The organism is Nonomuraea sp. NPDC001699, from assembly GCF_053596455.1.
In genome coordinates, this window is sequence record NZ_JBSFGF010000003.1 from 359,773 (window position 1) to 379,352 (window position 19,580).

The following is a 19,580-nucleotide window of genomic DNA, read 5'->3' on the forward strand; positions in this document are numbered from 1 at the left end:
GAACCGGGAGAGGTCAGAGACCGGCAGCCGTCCGAAGGGCCTCGGCGCGGTCGGTGGACTCCCAGGAGAAGCCCTCACGGCCGAAGTGTCCGTAAGCGGCGGTCTCGGAGTAGATCGGGCGCAGCAGGTCGAGGTCGCGGATGATGGCCGCCGGACGCAGGTCGAAGACGCGCAGCACGGCCGCCTGGATCTGCTCCACCGGCAGCTTCTCGGTGCCGAAGCACTCCACGAACAGGCCCACCGGCTGGGCCTTGCCGATCGCGTACGCGACCTGCACCTCGCACCGGTCGGCCAGCCCCGCCGCGACGACGTTCTTGGCCACCCAGCGCATCGCGTACGCCGCCGAACGGTCGACCTTGGACGGGTCCTTGCCCGAGAACGCGCCACCGCCGTGGCGGGCCATGCCGCCGTAGGTGTCGATGATGATCTTGCGACCGGTCAGGCCGGCGTCGCCCATCGGGCCGCCGATCTCGAAGCGGCCGGTCGGGTTGACCAGCAGCCGGTAGCCCTCGGTCTCGATCTCCAGCCCGTCGAGCACGGGGTCGACCACGTGCTCCTTGATGTCGGGGGCGAGCATCTCCTTGAGGTCGATCTCGGCCGCGTGCTGGGTGGAGACGACCACGGTGTCGAGGCGGACGGGCTTGTCGCCGTCGTACTCGATGGTGACCTGGGTCTTGCCATCGGGGCGCAGGTAGGGAACCTTGCCGGTCTTGCGGACGTCGGACAGGCGCTGGGCGAGCCGGTGCGCGAGCGTGATCGGCAGCGGCATCAGCTCGGGCGTCTCGCGGCAGGCGTAGCCGAACATCAGGCCCTGGTCGCCGGCGCCCTGGCGGTCGAGCTCGTCGGCGTCGCCGCCGCCCACGCGGTGCTCGTAGGCGTCGTCGACGCCCTGGGCGATGTCGGGCGACTGCGCGCCGATGGACACCGACACGCCGCAGGAGGCGCCGTCGAAGCCCTTGTGGGAGGCGTCGTAGCCGATCTCCAGGATCTTCTCCCGGATGACGCCGGGGATGTCGACGTAGGTCTCGGTCGTGACCTCGCCTGCGACGTGGACCTGGCCGGTAGTGATCAGCGTCTCGACGGCGACCCGGCTCTTGGGGTCGTCCTTGAGCATGGCGTCGAGAATCGCGTCACTGATCTGGTCGGCGATCTTGTCCGGGTGGCCTTCGGTGACCGACTCGGAGGTGAACAGGCGACGTGACAACTCAGTGGCTCCTCATGCAGCGGCTGCTGACGGATGTTGGGCCCGGGACGGAAGTACACGCCAGGGCCTCGCCGAAGTCTAGCCCTACCCGGCGCCCGGTCGCGAAACCGTCCCGTGTCCGTGTCCGGTCACAGGTCGGGGAGGGGATCGGGGGGCAGCGTCTCCGGCGCGAAGACCTCGGCGTCGGCCGCGGACACCACCGCCGCGTACTCCTCGTCGAACTCGAACACGGTGTTGCCGAGCTCGATGAACGGTCCGGGCAGGATCGGCCCGAGCCTGGTGTGCCTCGGATACGTGGCGAACACCGCGACCGGCCGGTCACTCCGGAGGGTCCTGGTGGTGAGCACCGAGACGGACGAATCAGTGACGACGATGAGGAAGTGGCCCGTTCCCGTCGGCCCCACGGACAACGCGGGGAAGACGTAACGGATTCCTCCCTGGTCCTCTAGCAATCTCCTGCAACGATCCCTGACAGCGGAACCCACCGGCATTCCGTCCCCCTTTGCCCCCAAGTATCGGTAGGCGTCCGGGGTGTCGCAACTGGCGATCAGGTAATCGTTCCCGCCGAAAATCGGGCGCTAGGACAGGCGGGGCGCGACCAGGTCCCAGACGGCGTCGGCGACGTCCTCCTTGGGGCCGCGCGGCACCTCGACGGGATCGCCGCCGGCGACGAGGACGGTGGCGGCGTTGTCGGGCGTGCCGAACGCCAGCCCCTCCCCCACCTGGTTGACCACCAGCAGGTCGCAGCCCTTCCTGGCGAGCTTGGCCTGCCCGTTGGCGAGCACGTCGTCGGTCTCGGCCGCGAACCCGACGATCACCCGGGGGCCGGTGCCGGACTCGCGGCGCAGCAGGCCCAGCTCGGCCAGGATGTCGGGGTTCTTCGTCAGGTGGATAGGATCGGGCTCGCCGTCGGTCTTCTTGATCTTCGTGTCGTGCCGGGACGCCGGGCGGAAGTCGGCCACCGCGGCCGCCATGACGACGGCGTCGGCCTTCTCCGAGGCGGCCAGCACCGCCTCGCGCAGCTCGGCCGTGGACCCCACCCGCACCACGGTGGCCCCCGCGGGGTCGGGAAGCGCGACGTTGGCGGCCACGACGGTCACCTCGGCGCCGCGCGCGACCGCCGTACGGGCCAGGGCGTACCCCTGCAACCCGGACGAGCGGTTGCCGATGAAGCGGACCGGGTCGATCGCCTCGCGGGTGCCTCCGGCGGAGATCACCACCTTGTGCCCGGCCAGGTCGCGCGGCCCGCCGCGCAGCACGCGCAGGCAGACCTGGAAGATCTCGGCGGGGTCGGGCAGGCGGCCGGGGCCGGTGTCGGCGCCGGTGAGGCGCCCCACGGCCGGGTCGATCACGACGGCCCCGCGCTCGCGCAGGGTCGCGACGTTGGCGCGGGTGGCCGGATGTTGCCACATCTCGGTGTGCATGGCCGGGGCGAACACGACCGGGCAGCGCGCCGTCAGCAGCGTGTTGGTCAGCAGGTCGTCGGCGAGCCCGTGGGCCGCCTTGGCCAGGGTGTTGGCGGTCGCCGGCGCCACCACGACGAGATCGGCGCGCTGGCCGATGCGGACGTGGGGCACCTCGTGAACGTCGTCCCAGACGTCGGCGGTCACGGGGTTGCCCGACAGGGCGGCCCAGGTGGGCTCGCCCACGAACCGCAGGACTTCGCGGGTCGGCACGACCCGCACCTCGTGACCTGACTCGGTGAACAGCCGCAGCAGCTCACACGCCTTGTACGCGGCGATGCCGCCGCTGACGCCGAGGACGACCTTCATCGAAGGGGTCAGACCGCGCCTTCGATGGGCTCGGCGTTGAGCAGGCCCTCGGAGACCTCGCGCAGCGCGATGGACAGCGGCTTCTCCTGAGCGTGCGTCTCGACCAGCGGCCCGACGTATTCCAGCAGGCCCTCGCCGAGCTGGGAGTAGTAGGCGTTGATCTGGCGGGCGCGCTTGGCGCCCATGATCACCAGGGAGTACTTGCTGTCGACGATGTCGAGCAGCGCGTCGATCGGCGGGTTGGTGATGCCCTCCGCGGCCGGGGTGGTGCCTGCCACGATTGTCAGACCTCTCGGTTGATGGTGGTGGTGACCCCCTGAGGGTCAGTCATCAAGGCTATCAGCCGGTGGCACACTTCATGGACACTCGTGTTCACCAGCGTGAGGTCGAACTCCGACTCGGCCGCCATCTCGACCCGTCCGGCCTGGAGCCGGCGCTCGATGACGTCCTCCGGCTCGGTGCCGCGGCCGCGCAGCCGCTTCTCCAGCTCCTCCCACGTCGGGGGGGCCAGGAAGACCAGCAGGGCGTCCGGCATGGTGCCACGCACCTGCCTGGCGCCTTCCAGGTCGATCTCCAGGACGGTCGGGACGCCCTGGGCGAGCTTGTCCAGCACCGCCTCGCGCGGGGTGCCGTAGCGGTTGCCCGCGAACTCCGCCCACTCCAGCAGCTCACCGGCCTCGACGAGCCGGTCGAACTCCTCGCCGTCGACGAAGAAGTAGTGGACCCCGTTGACCTCGCCGGGACGGGGCCTCCTGGTGGTCACCGAGACCGACAGCCACACCTCGGGGTGTGCCCGCCGGAGCTCGGCGACGACCGTGGACTTGCCGACGCCCGACGGCCCTGACAGGACCGTCAGCCGCCTCTTGCTCAGGGGGAGGAAGCCGACCTTCGCTCCCGATCCGACTGCCTCGTGGGCCCTTGCTTCGCCGGACCAGGACCTCTCGGTCACTTCCTACCCCCCGTTGAACCTGCGCTTTCTTGTGGAACAGAGATTAGCTCTCGTTGCCACCGAACTCGCGCTCGAGGGAGGCCCTCTGGTTCGCACCGAGACCCCGCACGCGGCGGGACTCGGCGATGGCAAGCCGCTCCATGAGCTGCTTGGCGCGGACCTTGCCCACGCCGGGGAGCGATTCCAACAGTGCCGACACCTTCATCTTGCCGATGACGTCGTCGGTCTGCCCATCCTTGAGCACCTCAGCCAGAGAAACCGCGCCATGCTTGAGCCGGTTCTTGACCTCGGCACGCTCTTTACGGGCCTTGGCAGCCTTCTCAAGGGCTGCGGCGCGCTGCTCAGGGGTCAGGGGAGGAAGAGCCACGCCGGGTCACCTCGAATTTCTGTCGATGTACTCGGACGGGAAGGGAAACTAGCTGGTCATCGCCCCCTAAGCAACGTCAAGAGCAGTTTCTCTCCTCACAAAATCCACTTCATCACTGTCCGTGAGCGTAAAATTACCCACTGCTGATCAAATCGCCCTCACTTCCCGCTTCACGCGAGCGGCCCGGACGGCGTCCCGGAACACGGCGAAGATCGTCCGCGCGCCGGCCGATCATGTCCGAAACCAGGGCCGGACCAGGACCGAAACCCGATTCGGGAAGGGTGCGCGAACGCCCGCCGGATGCATTACGATCTTGTGAGCGAGGGCTGTGCGGACGGTCCGGCGACGCCTGCCGCCATGCCCCGCCCGCGCGCCGGAAGACCGGCCCGGAAACGGCCCGGGTGAACCGGGCGAACCGGGCCGGGAAACCGGGTCAGGAGGCGGTCGTGCGGCGCAGCGAGGCGGCGATGGCGGCGGCGGCCGCTCCCGGGTCCGCCGAGCCGGTGATCGGGCGGCCGATCACGAGCAGGTCGGCGCCGTCGGCCAACGCCTGCTCGGGGGTCGCCACGCGTACCTGGTCCTGCACGTCGGCCCCCTGAGGGCGCACGCCGGGCGTGATGAGGGTGATGCCGGGCCCCACCTCGGCCCGCACCGCCGCGACCTCGTGGGGCGAGCACACCAGCGCCGTGGCGCCGGCCTCGACCGACAGGGCCGCCAGGCGGCGCACGGCCTCGTCCGCGGGCCCGGCCAGGCCGATGCGGTCGAGGTCGGACTCGTTCAGCGAGGTGAGGATCGTCACAGCGGCGATCTTGGTCTGCGGCGCGGACTCGACCGCGGCCCGGATCATGGCCGCGCCGCCGGCCGCGTGCACGGTCAGGATGGCCGGGCGCAGGCGGGAGACGGCCTTGGCGGCGCCCGCGACGGTGTTGGGGATGTCGTGCAGCTTGAGGTCGAGGAAGATCTGCACGCCGCTGGCGCCGCGTACGGAGGCGATCACGTCGGGGCCGTAGCGCAGGTAGAGCTCCAGGCCCACCTTGATGGTGCTGACGTGCGGCGTCACCAGGCTCGCCCACCGGGCGGCGGTCTCCAGGTCGGGGGCGTCGAGGGCGACGGCGATGGGTGCGGGCGTCAAGGGGAGATCTCCTCGGAGTCGGCCAGAAGGTGCCGGGGAGCGCTCCCCGGCGGTCGGTGGGCCAGGCCGACGGCGTCGGCGAGGCGTTGGAAGCCGCGGGCCCGCAGCAGGTCCTCAAGCTCGCGCTCGATGCGCAGGCACGCGTAGGGGTCGTGGAACAGGGCGGTGCCCACCCCGACGAGGCAGGCGCCCGCCAGGATGAGCTGGAAGGCGTCCCTGCCGGTCATCACGCCGCCCATGCCGATCAGCGGCACCCCGGGCAGGGCCGCGTGCACCTGCCACACGCAGCGGACGGCCAGGGGCAGGATGGCGGGCCCCGACAGCCCTCCGGTGACGGCGGCCAGCGAGGGGCGCAGCGCCTCGGTGTCGATGGCCATGCCGAGCGGGTTGTTGATCATGGACAGCGCGTCCGCGCCGGCGTCCACGCAGGCGCGGGCGACGGAGACGATGTCGGCCACGTCGGGCGCGAGCTTGGCCACCACGGGGACGTCGTAGCGCATGATGGAGCGCACCGAGGCGATCACCTCGGCCGCGGCGCTGCCCTCACGCGCGAAGACACGCCCTCGGTCCTCCATGTTCGGGCAAGAAAGGTTGACCTCCAGAGCGGTCACCCCGGGCGCGTCGGCGAGCCTGCGGGCCAGCTCGGAGTACTCGGCGACGGTGCCGCCGCCGATCGAGACGATGGTCTTGATGCCGCGCTGGGCCAGCCAGGGCAGCTCGCGCTCCAGGTACGCCTCGATGCCCGGCCCCTGGAGCCCGACGGCGTTGAGCATGCCTGAGGGCGTCTCGGCCATGCGCGGCGTCGGACGGCCCGCGCGCGGGGCCATGGTGACGGACCGGGTGGTCAGCGCGCCGAGCCGGTGGAGATCGAAGAACTGGGCGAGCTCCTGGCCCGAACCCGCGCAGCCGGCGGCCGTGGTGATCGGGTTCCCCAGCTCCACGTGCGCCAGAAATGTACGCATATCAACTGACATGTCGTGCACCGCCTCCGGGGGCGCCGAGCGCGTCGAACGGGATCGTTCCCACGTCCTCGAACCGCACCCGCTCCCCCCGGAACACCGGCCCCTCCGCGCACGCGCGGACCATCCTGGTCGCGCCGTCGTCGCCGATGACCGGGATGACGCACGTCATGCACACGCCGATGCCGCAGGCCATCGACTCCTCGACGGCCACCTGCACCGGGATGTCGAACTCCATCGCCACCGCCGTCACCGCCCGCAGCGCCGGCATGGGCGCGCAGGCGTAGACGGCGTCGGCCCGGGTGTCGGCGATCACCGAGGGCAGCGCGTCGGTGACCTTGCCGCGCAGGCCGAGCGAGCCGTCCTCGGTGGTCAGGGTCGTCGTCTCGGCGATGCGGCGGGCCCGCATGGCGCCGAAGACGCGGTCGGCCCCGGCGCCGCCGAGCACGAAGTCGACCCGGCAGCCGCGCGCCAGCAGCGCGTCGGCCAGCGGGAACAGCACGGCCGAGCCGTACTCGGCGCCGACCAGCACGCAGTTGACCGGGTCGCGCGGCAGCGGGAACGGCCTCCCGAGCGGCCCGACCAGGTCCAGCGTGTCGCGGGCGCGCCGCTCGGCCAGCCAGGACGTGCCCGGCCCGGCGGCGGTGAAGACGAGCTCGACCGTGCCGCCGTAGTCGGACTTGACGTCATGGATGGACAGCGCGCGGCGCGTCACCATCGACGTGTGGGGCCCGCCGACCGCCACGGAGACGAAGTGGCCGGGGCGGTAACGCTCGGCGATGCCGGGCGCCACCACCGTCAGCGCATGGTAGGCGTCGACCCGGCGCGTCGTCAGCACCGTGCCCGTCACCTGCACAGGTGTGCCGGCCAGTCGTCTTCACCTCCCGCGCGGGTCAGCCGCGTAGTGCCTGTGCGTGCTCCTGGAGTGAACGCACCCCGACGTCGCCGCGGACGATCGCCTGGATCCCGGCCGCCGCGGCGGCCAGCCCGGCGACGGTGGTGATGCACGGGATGCCGCGCAGCACCGCCGCGGTGCGGATCTCGTAGCCGTCCAGGCGCGGCCCGGACTGGCCCGGGCTGCCGAACGGCGTGTTGACGATCAGGTCCACCTCGCCGTCGAGAATCGCCTGCACGCTCGTAGGCTCACCTCCGGGCCCGGTCCCCTCGCTGTGCTTTCGCACGATCTTGGCATGGACACCGTTGCGGCGCAGCACCTCGGCCGTGCCCTCGGTGGCGAGGATCTCGAAGCCGAGGTCGGCCAGTGCCTTCACAGGGAAGATCATCGCACGCTTGTCCCTGTTGGCCACGGACACGAACGCGCGTCCCTTGGTCGGGAGTTCCCCATAAGCGCCCGCCTGGGACTTGGCGTACGCCACGCCGAAGAACGCGTCGATGCCCATGACCTCGCCCGTGGAGCGCATCTCGGGCCCGAGCACGATGTCGACGCCCCGGAAGCGGTTGAAGGGCAGCACGGCCTCCTTGACCGCGATGGACGCCTCCATCGGCAGCGTGCCGCCGTCGCCGGTGGCCGGCAGCATGCCCTCCGCGCGCAGCGAGGCGATCGAGGAGCCGAGCATCACCCGGGCCGCCGCCTTGGCCAGCGGCGTGGCCGTGGCCTTGGACACGAACGGCACGGTACGGCTCGCCCGCGGGTTGGCCTCCAGGACGTACAGGACGCCGGCGGACATGGCGTACTGGACGTTCAGGAGCCCGCGCACGCCCACCCCGGCGGCGATGGCCTCGGTGGCGGCGCGGATGCGCTTGACGTCGTGGCTGCCGAGCGTCAGCGGCGGCAGCGCGCAGGCCGAGTCGCCGGAGTGGATGCCGGCCTCCTCGATGTGCTCCATGACGCCGCCGAGGAACAGCTCCTCGCCGTCGTAGAGCGCGTCCACGTCGATCTCGATGGCCTCGTCGAGGAACTTGTCCACCAGGACCGGGTGGCCGCCCTCCTGGGCCGCCATGTACGTCGTCAGCGTGCTGTCGTCGTAGACGATGGCCATGCCGGCCCCGCCGAGCACGTACGAGGGCCGCACCAGCACCGGGTAGCCGATCTCGCCGGCGATCTCCAGCGCCTCCGGCACCGTCAGCGCGGTGCCGTGCTTGGGCGCGGGCAGGCCGGCCTCGGCCAGCACCCGCCCGAACGCGCCGCGCTCCTCGGCCAGGTGGATCGACTCGGGCGAGGTGCCGACCACGGGCACGCCGGCGTCCTTGAGCGCCTGCGCCAGGCCGAGCGGCGTCTGCCCGCCGAGCTGCACGATCACGCCCACGACCGGGCCGGTCTGCTGCTCGGCGTGCACCACCTCCAGGACGTCCTCCAGCGTCAGCGGCTCGAAGTAGAGCCGGTCGGAGGTGTCGTAGTCGGTGGAGACGGTCTCGGGGTTGCAGTTGACCATGACGGTCTCGAACCCGGCCCGCGACAGCTCGAACGAGGCGTGCACGCACGCGTAGTCGAACTCGATGCCCTGCCCGATGCGGTTGGGCCCGGAGCCGAGGATGATGACCTTCTCCCGCTCGCCGTAGGGGACCTCGGTCTCCTCGTCGTAGGTGGAGTACAGGTACGGCGTCCTGGCGGCGAACTCGGCGGCGCAGGTGTCGACGGTGTTGTAGACCGGCCGCACGCCGAGCGCGTGGCGCAGCCCGCGCACGTGGGCCTCCTCGACGCCGCGGATCTCGGCGATCTGCGCGTCGGAGAAGCCGTGGTGCTTGGCGCGGGTCAGCGCGCCGGCGGTGAGCTCGGGCGCGGCGGCGATCTCCTGGGCCTCCTCCTCCAGCAGCAGGAGCTGGTCGAGGAACCAGGGGTCGACGCTGGTGGCCTCGAACAGCTCGGCCGCGGTCGCGCCCGCGCGCACGGCCTGCTGCATCGTGCGCAGCCGTCCGTCGTGCGGGGTGCGGCAGGCCGCCAGCAGCTCGTCCTTGTCCTGGACGGGCCCCGCCCAGGTGAAGGCGGAGTCCTTCTTCTCCAGCGAGCGCAGCGCCTTCTGCAACGCCTCGGTGAAGGAGCGGCCGATGGCCATGGCCTCGCCCACGGACTTCATGTGCGTGGTCAGCGTGCGGTCGGCCCCGCGGAACTTCTCGAAGGCGAAGCGCGGCACCTTGACCACGATGTAGTCGAGCGTCGGCTCGAAGGAGGCCGGGGTCTCCTTGGTGATGTCGTTGGGGATCTCGTCGAGGGTGTAGCCGATGGCCAGCTTGGCGGCGATCTTGGCGATCGGGAAGCCGGTGGCCTTGGAGGCCAGGGCGCTGGAGCGGGAGACGCGCGGGTTCATCTCGATGACGATCATGCGCCCGGTGCGCGGGTCGACGGCGAACTGGATGTTGCAGCCGCCGGTGTCGACGCCGACCTCGCGGATGACCGCGATGGCGACGTCACGCATGTTCTGGTACTCGCGGTCGGTCAGGGTCAGCGCGGGCGCGACGGTGACGCTGTCGCCGGTGTGCACGCCCATCGGGTCGATGTTCTCGATGGAGCACACGATGACGACGTTGTCCGCCTTGTCGCGCATGACCTCCAGCTCGTACTCCTTCCAGCCGAGGATGGACTCCTCCAGGAGCACCTCGGTGGTCGGCGAGGCGTCGAGGCCGGCGCCGGCGATGCGGCGCAGGTCGTCCTCGCCGTAGGCGAAGCCGGAGCCGACGCCGCCCATGGTGAAGCTGGGCCGTACGACCAGCGGGTAGCCCAGCTCGCCGGCGGCGGCCAGGCAGTCCTGCATCGTGTGGCAGATGACCGATTTGGCCGACTCGGCGTTGAGCCCGTGCTCGCGCGCGACCTTGGCGACGATCTCCTTGAACTTCTCGCGGTTCTCGCCCGCCTGGATCGCGTCGAAGTCGGCGCCGATCAGCTCGACCTCGTACTTCTCCAGCACGCCCGACTCGTGCAGGGCGACCGCGGTGTTCAGCGCGGTCTGGCCGCCCAGGGTGGGCAGCAGCGCGTCGGGGCGCTCCTTGGCGATGATCTTCTCGACGTACTCGGGGGTGATCGGCTCGACGTACGTGGCGTCGGCGAACTCCGGGTCCGTCATGATCGTGGCCGGGTTGCTGTTGACCAGGATGACGCGGAAGCCCTCGGCCCGCAGCACCCGGCAGGCCTGGGTGCCCGAGTAGTCGAACTCGCACGCCTGGCCGATCACGATCGGGCCGGAGCCGATCACCAGGACCGACCGGATGTCCTCACGCTTGGGCACGGCTCATGACCTCACAGAACTCGTCGAAGAGATAAGCGGCGTCGTGCGGACCCGCGGCGGCCTCGGGGTGGTACTGGACGCTGAAGGCCCGCCCGTCGAGCAGGCGCAGGCCCTCCACGCAGCGGTCGTTGAGGTTGACGTGGCTGACCTCGGCCGGACCGTACGGGGTCTCGAACGCCTCGCCGATCGGCGCCTCGACCGCGAACCCGTGGTTGTGGGCCGAGATCTCGACCTTGCCCGTGCGCACGTCCTGGACCGGCTGGTTGACGCCGCGGTGGCCGTAGCGCAGCTTGTACGTGGACAGGCCGAGCGCGCGGCCGAAGAGCTGGTTGCCGAAGCAGATGCCGAAGAACGGCACCCTGGCCGCGAGGACACTCTGGAGGGCCGACACGTCGGCGGTGGCGGGGTCGCCGGGGCCGTTGGAGAAGAACACGCCGTCGGGCTCGACCGCCATGATCTGCTCGTACGTGGCCGTGGCGGGCAGCACGTGCACCTCGCAGCCGCGCTCGGCCATGCGGTGCGGGGTCATGCCCTTGATGCCCAGGTCGACGGCGGCGACGGTGAAGCGCCTGGCGCCGACGGCGGGCACGACGTAGGGCTCGGCCGTGGCCACTTCGGCGGCCAGGTCGGCGCCCTCCATGGCGGGCGAGTTCCGCACCCGCTCGACGAGCTCGTCGACGGTCGCGGAGGGGTCCGAGAAGATGCCGGCCCGCATCGCGCCGCGCTCGCGCAGGTGGCGGGTCAGGGCGCGGGTGCCGGTGATGGCGATGCCGACGACGCCCTGCTGCTTGAGGTAGTCGTCGAGCGAGCGGTCGGCCCGCCAGTTGGAGACGATCCTGGACGGCTCGCGCACGACGTACCCGGCGACCCAGACGCGGCCCGACTCGGGGTCCTCGTCGTTGACGCCGGTGTTGCCGATGTGCGGGGCCGTCATGGCGACGATCTGCCGGTGGTAGGAGGGGTCGGTGAGGGTCTCCTGGTAGCCGGTCATGCCGGTGTTGAAGACCATCTCGCCGAACGTCTCGCCTTCGGCGCCGTAAGAGGTTCCGTGGAAGACGCGGCCGTCTTCCAGGACGAGCACCGCGGTGTTCAAACCAGCTTCCCTTCGAGAACGGTCGGCGTGCCGCGCAGGAACGTGGCGACCACCCGGCCGGGCAACGTCATCCCCTCGTACGGGGTGTTCCTGCTCTTGGAGGCGTAGGCGGAGGGGTCCACCTCGGTGCGGGCCGACGGGTCGTACAGCGTGATGTTGGCCGGCGCGCCCGGCTCCAGCGGCCTGCCGTGGCCGGACAGGCGGCCGATGCGGGCGGGGGTGAGCGACATGCGCTCGGCGACCCCGGCCCAGTCGAGCAGCCCGGTCTCGACCATGGCCTCCTGGACGACGCTCAGCGCCGTCTCCAGGCCGATCATGCCCATGGCCGCGGCCGGCCACTCGGTCTCCTTGTCCTCGACCGGGTGGGGGGCGTGGTCGGTGGCGACGACGTCGATCGTGCCGTCGGCCAGCGCGGCGCGCAGCGCCTGGACGTCGGCGTGCGTGCGCAGCGGCGGGTTGACCTTGTAGATCGGGTTGTAGGCGCCGACCGGGGACTCCTCGACGAGGTCGTCGGTGAGGAGCAGGTGGTGAGGGGTGACCTCGGCGGTGATGTTCCAGCCCTTGGACTTGGCCCAGCGGATGATCTCGACCGAGCCGGCGGTGGAGACGTGGCAGACGTGCAGGCGGGAGCCGACGTGCGCGGCCAGCAGGCAGTCGCGGGCGATGACCGCCTCCTCGGCCACGGCCGGCCAGCCGGTCAGGCCGAGCCTGCCGGAGACGACGCCCTCGTTCATCTGGGCGCCCTCGGTGAGCCTGGGCTCCTGGGCGTGCTGGGCGACGACGCCGTCGAACGCCTTGACGTACTCCAGGGCGCGACGCATCAGCACGGCGTCGCTGACGCACTTGCCGTCGTCGGAGAAGACCCGGACGCGGGCGGCGGAGTCGGCCATCGCGCCGAGCTCGGCGAGCTGCCTGCCCTCCAGGCCGACGGTGACGGCGCCGACCGGCTGCACGTCGCAGTGGCCGAACTCGCGGCCGAGCCGCCAGACCTGCTCGACCACGCCGGCGGTGTCGGCGACGGGCGAGGTGTTGGCCATGGCGTGCACGGCGGTGTAGCCGCCGCGGGCCGCGGACTGGGTGCCCGTCTGGACGGTCTCGGCGTCCTCGCGGCCGGGCTCGCGCAGGTGGGTGTGCAGATCGACCAGGCCGGGCAGCGCGATCGCGCCGCGGCCCTCGACGGTCTCGCCGCCGGGACCGGCGTCGAGGCCGGCGCCGATCTCGGCGATGCGCCCGTCGGCGATCCGGAGGTCCACCGGCTCCCCGCCGAGGATCCTGACGTTTTTGATGATCACTGGATCTCTCCCCCGAGCAGCAGGTACAGGACGGCCATGCGGATGGTCACGCCGTTGGCGACCTGCTCCACGATGGTGGAGCGCGGCGAGTCGGCCACCTCGGCGGCGATCTCCATGCCCCGGTTCATCGGCCCGGGGTGCATGACGATGGCCTCGTCCGGCATCTTGGCGAAGCGGTCGCGGTCGAGGCCGTAGCGGCGGGAGTACTCGCGCTCGCTGGGGAAGTAGGCGGCGTTCATCCGCTCCTTCTGCACCCGCAGCATCATGACCGCGTCGGACTTGGGCAGCACGGCGTCGAAGTCGTAGGACACCTCGCACGGCCAGGTGCCGACCGAGACGGGCAGCAGCGTGGGCGGCGCGACGAGGGTGACCTCGGCGCCGAGCGTGTTGAGCAGCAGCACGTTGGAGCGGGCGACCCGGCTGTGCAGGACGTCGCCGACGATGGTGACCCGGCGCCCGTCGAGCCCGCCGAGGCGGCGGCGCATGGAGAAGGCGTCGAGCAGCGCCTGCGTGGGGTGCTCGTGGGTGCCGTCGCCGGCGTTGACGACGCTGCCGCGCACCCAGCCGGCCAGCCGGTGCGGCGCGCCGGAGGAGCCGTGGCGGATGACGACGGCGTCGGCGCCCATGGCCTCCAGGGTGAGCGCGGTGTCCTTGAGCGACTCGCCCTTGGACACGCTCGACCCCTTGGCCGAGAAGTTGATGACGTCGGCCGAGAGCCGCTTGGCCGCCGCCTCGAAGGAGATGCGGGTGCGCGTGGAGTCCTCGAAGAACAGGTTGACCACCGTGCGGCCGCGCAGCGTGGGCAGCTTCTTGATGGACCGTTCCGAGACCCTGGCCAGCTCCTCGGCGGTGTCGAGGATGAGCAGCGCGTCGTCCTTGGTGAGGTCGCCCGCCGAGATGAGATGCCGGTTCATCTGTCGTCCTCCTTCATGAGCAGGACGGCGTCGCGGCCGTCGATCTCGGAGAGGTAGACCTTGACCTTCTCGCTCTTGGCGGTGGGCAGGTTCTTGCCCACGTAGTCGGCGCGGATGGGCAGCTCGCGGTGGCCGCGGTCGACCAGCGTGGCGAGCTGCACGGCGGTGGGACGGCCGAGGTCGTTGAGCGCGTCGAGCGCGGCGCGGACGGTGCGGCCGGAGTAGAGCACGTCGTCGACGAGGACGACCACCTTGCCGTCGATGCCGTCGGGCGGCAGCTCGGTGCGCCCGAGCGGGCGGACGGGACCGCTGCGCAGGTCGTCGCGGTACATCGTGATGTCGATCGAGCCGACGGGGATCTTGAGCCCTTCGAACTGCTCCACTCGGTCGCCGAGCCTGCGGGCGAGCGTGGCGCCGCGGGTCGGGATGCCGAGGAGGACGACGTCACCGGCGCCTTTGGTGCGTTCGAGGATCTCGTGCGCGATACGGGTCAGCGCCCGGTGGATGTCCGGGCCTTCAAGCACGGCCCTGGAATCGGACATGGAGGATCTCACCACCTTTCCCGCCTCACGGGACGGGTCTTAAAAGGGTGTTGGTCGGGACACACAGTACCAGGCACTACCTGGTACAACGCGAGCACCCCGCCCTGCCCTCCGGGTGCGGCGGGCCCTCCTGACCGGCCTTTCGTCCCGCCACACCAGCGAATTTGGCAATTGCCGACATACAGGTATAAAACCTCCTCTAAGTCTTCTCGGGGGAGGTTTCACATGGCGTTGTCGGCACGCGAGCAGTCGGTGCTCAAGGCCATCGCCCGGCAGGTCCGGCAGGAGGACCCCGAGCTGTTCGCGGCCATGTCCCGGCACGGCGCCCCCGCGTCGCTGGCCTGGCCGCTGGCGCTGATGGCGCTGTGCCTGGCGGTGTTCGCCGTCGTGCTGCTGCTGACGGGCTCGCCCGACACCCTGCCGCACCCCGCGATCAGGTAAAACCCCCGCCACTCCCCGTGTCGGCGTCCTTCGCGTAGGGCACGTCCCCGAGGGCCGTACGCGTTCGGCGGCGGCTCTTCCTGGGGACTCGCGCGGGGGGCACGCATGGGGGAACCACGTCCGCCCTCGAACGGCGTGCGGACGGCGGCGCGCGGGACGCGCTCGTCGGCCGCGGGCGGCCTGGGCCTCGGCGCGGCCGTCGCGCTGGTCATGGGGAACGTCGTGGGCACCGGCATCTTCCTGCTGCCCGCCTCGCTGGCGGCGTTCGGGACGGTGAGCCTGGTCTCCATGGTCCTGGTCACCGCGGGCGCCATCGCGATGGCGATCGTCTTCGGCCGCCTGGGCGGGCGCGTCCCGGCGGCGGGCGGCCCCTACGCCTACGCCCGCGAGGCGTTCGGGGAGTTCGCCGGGTTCTGGATCGCCTGGTCGTTCTGGCTGACCGCGTGGATCGGCAACGCGGCCATCGCCGTGGCGTGGGTGGGCTACGTCCAGTACCTGGCCCATGGGTTGTTCGGGCTCAACTGGGGCGGCACGCTCAGCGCGATCCTGATCGGCCTGGCCGGGGTGTGGATCCCGGCCGTGGTCAACCTCGCGGGCGTGCGGAACGCGGCCGCCTTCCAGGTGGTCACCACGATCCTGAAGTTCGCGCCGCTGCTGTTCGTGGCGGTCGTGGGCCTGTTCTTCGTGCACCAGGACAACTACCCCCCGTTCAACGCCACCGGGGACGGCTGGGTCTCGGCCGTCTCCCTGGCGGGGGCGGTCACGCTGTTCATCTACTCGGGCGTGGAGAGCGCCGCCATCGCGGCCGACCGGGTCAGGGACCCCGCCCGCACCATCGGCCGGGCCAGCGTCATCGGCGTGCTGGCCTGCGCCGTCATGTACATCCTCAGCACGGTCGCCGTCATGGGCACCGTGCCGCAGGAGGAGCTCGTCGGGTCCACCGCGCCGTTCGCCGCCGCGCTCGACCACATGTTCGGCGGCACCGGCGGCGGGCTGCTCATGGCGGTCTGCGCCATGATCTCCGGCATCGGCGCGCTGAACGGCTGGACCCTGCTGGTCGCCGAGATGCCGCTGGCCGCCTCCAAGGACGGCTTGTTCCCGCCCGCCTTCGCCGTGGTCACCCGCCGCGGCGCGCCCCTGACGGGCATCCTGGCCGGGACCGTCCTCACCTCGCTCATGCTGCTGGTGGGCTACGCCTCCGCCAACGCCTTCGACACGATCGTGCTGCTGGCCTCCTTCACCACGGTCATCCCGTACTTCTTCTCGGCCGCCGCGCAGCTGTTCTGGCTGGTGACCCGGGAGCGGCGGATCGACCGGGGGCGGCTGGCCCGCGACCTGGCCGTCGCGGTGCTCGCGCTGCTGTTCTCGTTCTGGATGGCGTACGGCTCCGGGCCCCCGGCCGTGCTCGGCGGCACGCTCATGTTGTTGGTCGGCGTGCCCGTCTACATCTGGCTGAAGGCCAGGCACGGCGAGTACGGACCGCGTGATGTCCGCCGCGCTGAGGGGATATCTGAAAAATGACCTTTCATGTCGATTCAGAGGTCGGCCGGCTGCGCCAGGTCCTGCTGCACAAGCCGGAACTGGCCCTCAAACGGCTGACCCCGAGCAACAAGGACGCCTTCCTGTTCGACGACGTGCTGTGGGTGCAGCGCGCGGTGGAGGAGCACGAGGAGTTCGAGCGGGTGCTGCGCGATCGCGGCATCGTCGTCCACATGCTGGCCGACCTGCTGCGCGACGTGGTCGACATCCCCGAGGCCCGCAAGCACATCCTCGACGCCGTCATCGACGAGCGCTGGCTCGGCCCGGTCGCCATCGACGACATCCGCAACACCCTCGACGGCATGGACGCCACCACCCTCCAGGTGCACCTGACCGGCGGCATCACCAAGCGCGAGCTGGTCGCGATGGGCTGCGACCCCAAGTCGGTGGCCTTCCACTCCACCGCCGACGACGACTTCATCCTGCCGCCGCTGCCCAACCACCTGTTCACCCGCGACACCTCCTGCTGGATCTACGACGGCGTGTCGATCAACGCGATGCGCAAGAAGGCCCGCATGCGCGAGACGGTCAACCTGGAGGCCGTCTACCGGTTCCACCCGATGTTCGCCGCCGGCTTCGACCGGCCCTACGAGGGCGGCTTCCACTGCTGGCTGCCCGGCCACGCGATGGCGCCGGCCACCCTGGAGGGCGGCGACGTGCTGGTCATCGGGCGCGGCGCGGTGCTGGTCGGGATGAGCGAGCGCACCCAGCCGCAGGCGGTCGAGATGCTGGCCCAGCGGCTGTTCAGCGCCGGGTCCGCGACCCGGATCGTGGCGCTGGACATGCCGAAGGCGCGCGCGTTCATGCATCTGGACACGGTCATGACCATGCTCGACGTCGGGGTGTTCACCAAGTACGCCGGGCTCGGGATGTTGCCGGCGTACACCATCGAGCCGGGCGACACCTCCAAGGAGCTCAGGGTCACCGACCATCCGCCCCAGGACATGCACAGGGCCATCGCCCACGCCCTGGACATGGACGACATCACCGTCCTGACCCCCCACCAGGACGTGTACGCCGCCGAACGCGAGCAATGGGACGACGGCTGCAACGGCCTGGCCGTCGAGCCCGGCGTCGTCGTCGCCTACGAGCGCAACACCACCACGAACAACCACCTGCGCGACAACGGCATCGAGGTCATCACGATCCGGGGCAGCGAGCTGGGCAGAGGACGCGGCGGGCCGCGGTGCATGAGCTGCCCGCTGGAGCGCGACGGCATCTAGGACGGCATCCAGAAGGGGTGACATGGCGTTCAACCTGCGCAACCGCAGTTTCCTCAAGGAACTGGACTTCACGCCGGAGGAGTTCGGCTTCCTGCTGCACCTGTCGGCAGAGCTGAAGGCCGCCAAGTACGCCGGGGTCGAACGGCAGCGGCTCCACGGCAAGAACATCGCGCTCATCTTCGAGAAGACCTCGACCCGCACCCGCTGCGCGTTCGAGGTGGCCGCCCACGACCAGGGGGCGCACGTCACCTACCTCGACCCGGCCGGCTCGCACATCGGGCACAAGGAGTCGGTCAAGGACACCGCGCGGGTGCTGGGCCGGATGTTCGACGGCATCGAGTACCGGGGCAGCAAGCAGTCCTACGTCGAGGACCTGGCGGCGCTGTCCGGCGTGCCGGTGTGGAACGGCCTGACCGACGAGTGGCACCCCACGCAGATGCTGGCCGACATGCTCACCATCCGGGAGCACAGCGACAAGCCGCTGCGCGAGGTGTCCCTCGCCTACCTCGGGGACGCGCGCAACAACACCGGCCACTCGCTGCTGGTCACCGGCGCGCTGCTCGGCCTGGACATCCGGCTGGTCACCCCGCCGGCGCTGCGGCCCGACCGCGACCTCGCGGTGCGGCCCGCCGAGGAGCTGGCCCGGTCCACCGGCGCCCGGATCACCATCACCGAGGACGTGGCCGAGGGCGTCAGGGGCGCCGACTTCCTCTACACCGACGTGTGGGTCTCGATGGGCGAGCCGAAGGAGGTGTGGGACGAGCGGATCGAGCTGCTGCTGCCGTACCAGGTGAACGACGACGTCGTCCGGGCCACCGGCAATCCGGACGTGAAGTTCATGCACTGCCTGCCCGCCTTCCACAACCGGGAGACCGGCGTGGGCGCCGACATCTACGCCAGGACCGGCCTGGAGGCCCTGGAGGTGACCGACGAGGTCTTCGAGTCGCCGCGTTCCATCGTCTTCGACGAGGCCGAGAACCGGCTGCACACCATCAAAGCGGTCATGGTCGCAACCCTGGGGGACTGAATGCGGGTCATCGTCGCACTCGGCGGCAACGCGGTGCTCAAACGCGGCCAGAAGCCGGACGCCGAGGCGCAGAGGGACAACATCGCCACCGCCGTCAGGACGCTGGCCCGGCTCGCCGGCGAGCACGAGCTGGTCATCACCCACGGGAACGGCCCCCAGGTCGGCATGCTGGCGCTGGAGAGCGCCGCGGACCCGAACCTGAGCCGCCCCTACCCCTTCGACACGCTCGGCGCGCAGACGCAGGGCATGATCGGCTACTGGATGCAGCAGGCGCTGCAGAACGCCCTGCCCGGCCGGCAGGTGCTCGCCATGGTCACCCAGACCCTGGTCAGCGCCGTCGACCCGGCCTTCGACGACCCCACCAAGTTCGTCGGCCAGGTCTACGAGGAGGACGAGGCCCGCAAGCTGGCCGCCGAGTACGGCTGGACGGTCAAGCCCGACGGCGACCGCTGGCGGCGCGTCGTGCCCTCGCCCACGCCGCAGCGCATCGTGGAGACCCGGCTGATCCGCAAGATGATCCGCGAGGGCGTCGTGGTGGTCTGCGCGGGCGGCGGCGGCATCCCCGTCGTGCGCGACGCCCGCGGCCGGCTGGCGGGCGTCGAGGCCGTCATCGACAAGGACCTGACCGCCTCGATGCTGGCCGAGGCGCTGGAGTGCGACGCCTTCCTCATCCTGACCGACGTCCCGCGGGTGTACCGCGACTTCGGCGCGCCGGGCCAGACCGAGATCGCCTGCACCACCCCGCACGAGCTGCGCGGGCTGCGCTTCCCGGCCGGGTCGATGGGGCCGAAGGTCGAGGCGGTGTGCCGGTTCGTCGAGACGACCGGCGACATGGCCGCCATCGGCAGGCTCGACGAGGCGGCGGACATACTCGCCGGCTCCGCGGGCACGATCGTCACGCCCAACGGGATGTGGCCGCTGACGAGCACCCTCTAGGAGACCGAC

General features: G+C 71.0%; 19 protein-coding genes. 5 read left to right on the forward strand and 14 right to left on the reverse strand.

The window, feature by feature from the left end; all coding sequences use genetic code 11:
• Window positions 1–13: 13 nt before the first annotated feature.
• The 14 genes from metK to pyrR form a co-directional block, all read right to left on the reverse strand.
• Window positions 14–1,204, reverse strand: a complete 1,191-nt coding sequence (gene metK, locus ACWCSU_RS11810; protein ID WP_449934944.1) for a methionine adenosyltransferase — start codon at window positions 1,202–1,204, stop codon at window positions 14–16.
• A 128-nt stretch (window positions 1,205–1,332) separates the two neighbouring features.
• The gene (locus ACWCSU_RS11815; RefSeq protein WP_352322592.1) at window positions 1,333–1,656 is read right to left on the reverse strand and encodes a hypothetical protein; all 324 of its coding nucleotides are present in this window, start codon (window positions 1,654–1,656) and stop codon (window positions 1,333–1,335) included.
• A gap of 126 nt (window positions 1,657–1,782) precedes the next feature.
• Window positions 1,783–2,976, reverse strand: coding sequence for a bifunctional phosphopantothenoylcysteine decarboxylase/phosphopantothenate--cysteine ligase CoaBC (gene coaBC, locus ACWCSU_RS11820; RefSeq protein ID WP_449934945.1), 1,194 nt, complete (start codon window positions 2,974–2,976; stop codon window positions 1,783–1,785).
• A gap of 8 nt (window positions 2,977–2,984) precedes the next feature.
• Entirely contained in the window at window positions 2,985–3,254 is a 270-nt protein-coding gene (gene rpoZ / locus ACWCSU_RS11825; protein ID WP_043638590.1) for a DNA-directed RNA polymerase subunit omega, read from the reverse strand.
• 5 nt (window positions 3,255–3,259) lie between these two features.
• A complete protein-coding gene (gene gmk / locus ACWCSU_RS11830; protein WP_364091495.1) occupies window positions 3,260–3,847 on the reverse strand; it encodes a guanylate kinase in 588 nt (195 codons plus the stop codon).
• Between the two features lie 121 nt (window positions 3,848–3,968).
• The gene (gene mihF, locus ACWCSU_RS11835) at window positions 3,969–4,292 is read right to left on the reverse strand and encodes an integration host factor, actinobacterial type (protein WP_020541698.1); all 324 of its coding nucleotides are present in this window, start codon (window positions 4,290–4,292) and stop codon (window positions 3,969–3,971) included.
• Window positions 4,293–4,725: 433 nt separating this feature from the next.
• A complete protein-coding gene (gene pyrF / locus ACWCSU_RS11840; RefSeq protein WP_357705341.1) occupies window positions 4,726–5,424 on the reverse strand; it encodes an orotidine-5'-phosphate decarboxylase in 699 nt (232 codons plus the stop codon).
• Entirely contained in the window at window positions 5,421–6,398 is a 978-nt protein-coding gene (locus ACWCSU_RS11845) for a dihydroorotate dehydrogenase (RefSeq protein WP_357705340.1), read from the reverse strand. The genes pyrF and ACWCSU_RS11845 overlap by 4 nt, the downstream gene beginning before the upstream one ends.
• The gene (locus ACWCSU_RS11850) at window positions 6,388–7,239 is read right to left on the reverse strand and encodes a dihydroorotate dehydrogenase electron transfer subunit (RefSeq protein WP_357705339.1); all 852 of its coding nucleotides are present in this window, start codon (window positions 7,237–7,239) and stop codon (window positions 6,388–6,390) included. Before ACWCSU_RS11850 ends, ACWCSU_RS11845 begins: the two co-directional genes overlap by 11 nt.
• Window positions 7,240–7,276: 37 nt before the next feature.
• Complete coding sequence (gene carB, locus ACWCSU_RS11855) at window positions 7,277–10,564, reverse strand: carbamoyl-phosphate synthase large subunit (RefSeq protein WP_357705338.1); 3,288 nt, start codon at window positions 10,562–10,564, stop codon at window positions 7,277–7,279.
• Window positions 10,551–11,657 carry a glutamine-hydrolyzing carbamoyl-phosphate synthase small subunit gene (carA, locus tag ACWCSU_RS11860; RefSeq protein ID WP_364091214.1) on the reverse strand — a complete coding sequence of 369 codons (1,107 nt, stop codon included), beginning with the start codon at window positions 11,655–11,657 and terminating at the stop codon, window positions 10,551–10,553. Before carA ends, carB begins: the two co-directional genes overlap by 14 nt.
• A complete protein-coding gene (locus ACWCSU_RS11865) occupies window positions 11,654–12,949 on the reverse strand; it encodes a dihydroorotase (protein WP_449934946.1) in 1,296 nt (431 codons plus the stop codon). Before ACWCSU_RS11865 ends, carA begins: the two co-directional genes overlap by 4 nt.
• A complete protein-coding gene (locus ACWCSU_RS11870) occupies window positions 12,946–13,863 on the reverse strand; it encodes an aspartate carbamoyltransferase catalytic subunit (protein WP_352353188.1) in 918 nt (305 codons plus the stop codon). The genes ACWCSU_RS11865 and ACWCSU_RS11870 overlap by 4 nt, the downstream gene beginning before the upstream one ends.
• Window positions 13,860–14,405, reverse strand: a complete 546-nt coding sequence (gene pyrR, locus ACWCSU_RS11875) for a bifunctional pyr operon transcriptional regulator/uracil phosphoribosyltransferase PyrR (protein ID WP_357705334.1) — start codon at window positions 14,403–14,405, stop codon at window positions 13,860–13,862. The genes ACWCSU_RS11870 and pyrR overlap by 4 nt, the downstream gene beginning before the upstream one ends.
• A 225-nt stretch (window positions 14,406–14,630) precedes the next feature.
• On the opposite strand from pyrR, the gene ACWCSU_RS11880 reads away from it, so the two are divergent.
• From ACWCSU_RS11880 to arcC, 5 genes are all read left to right on the forward strand, one after another.
• On the forward strand, window positions 14,631–14,846 hold the full coding sequence (locus ACWCSU_RS11880; protein ID WP_357705333.1) for a DUF3040 domain-containing protein: 216 nt from the start codon (window positions 14,631–14,633) through the stop codon (window positions 14,844–14,846).
• A 105-nt stretch (window positions 14,847–14,951) separates the two neighbouring features.
• Window positions 14,952–16,367, forward strand: coding sequence for an amino acid permease (locus ACWCSU_RS11885; RefSeq protein ID WP_449934947.1), 1,416 nt, complete (start codon window positions 14,952–14,954; stop codon window positions 16,365–16,367).
• Entirely contained in the window at window positions 16,364–17,608 is a 1,245-nt protein-coding gene (locus ACWCSU_RS11890) for an arginine deiminase (protein ID WP_357705331.1), read from the forward strand. The genes ACWCSU_RS11885 and ACWCSU_RS11890 overlap by 4 nt, the downstream gene beginning before the upstream one ends.
• Window positions 17,609–17,630: 22 nt before the next feature.
• Window positions 17,631–18,635, forward strand: coding sequence for an ornithine carbamoyltransferase (argF, locus tag ACWCSU_RS11895; protein WP_357705330.1), 1,005 nt, complete (start codon window positions 17,631–17,633; stop codon window positions 18,633–18,635).
• The gene (arcC, locus tag ACWCSU_RS11900) at window positions 18,636–19,571 is read left to right on the forward strand and encodes a carbamate kinase (protein WP_357705329.1); all 936 of its coding nucleotides are present in this window, start codon (window positions 18,636–18,638) and stop codon (window positions 19,569–19,571) included.
• The last annotated feature ends 9 nt before the right edge of the window (window positions 19,572–19,580 follow it).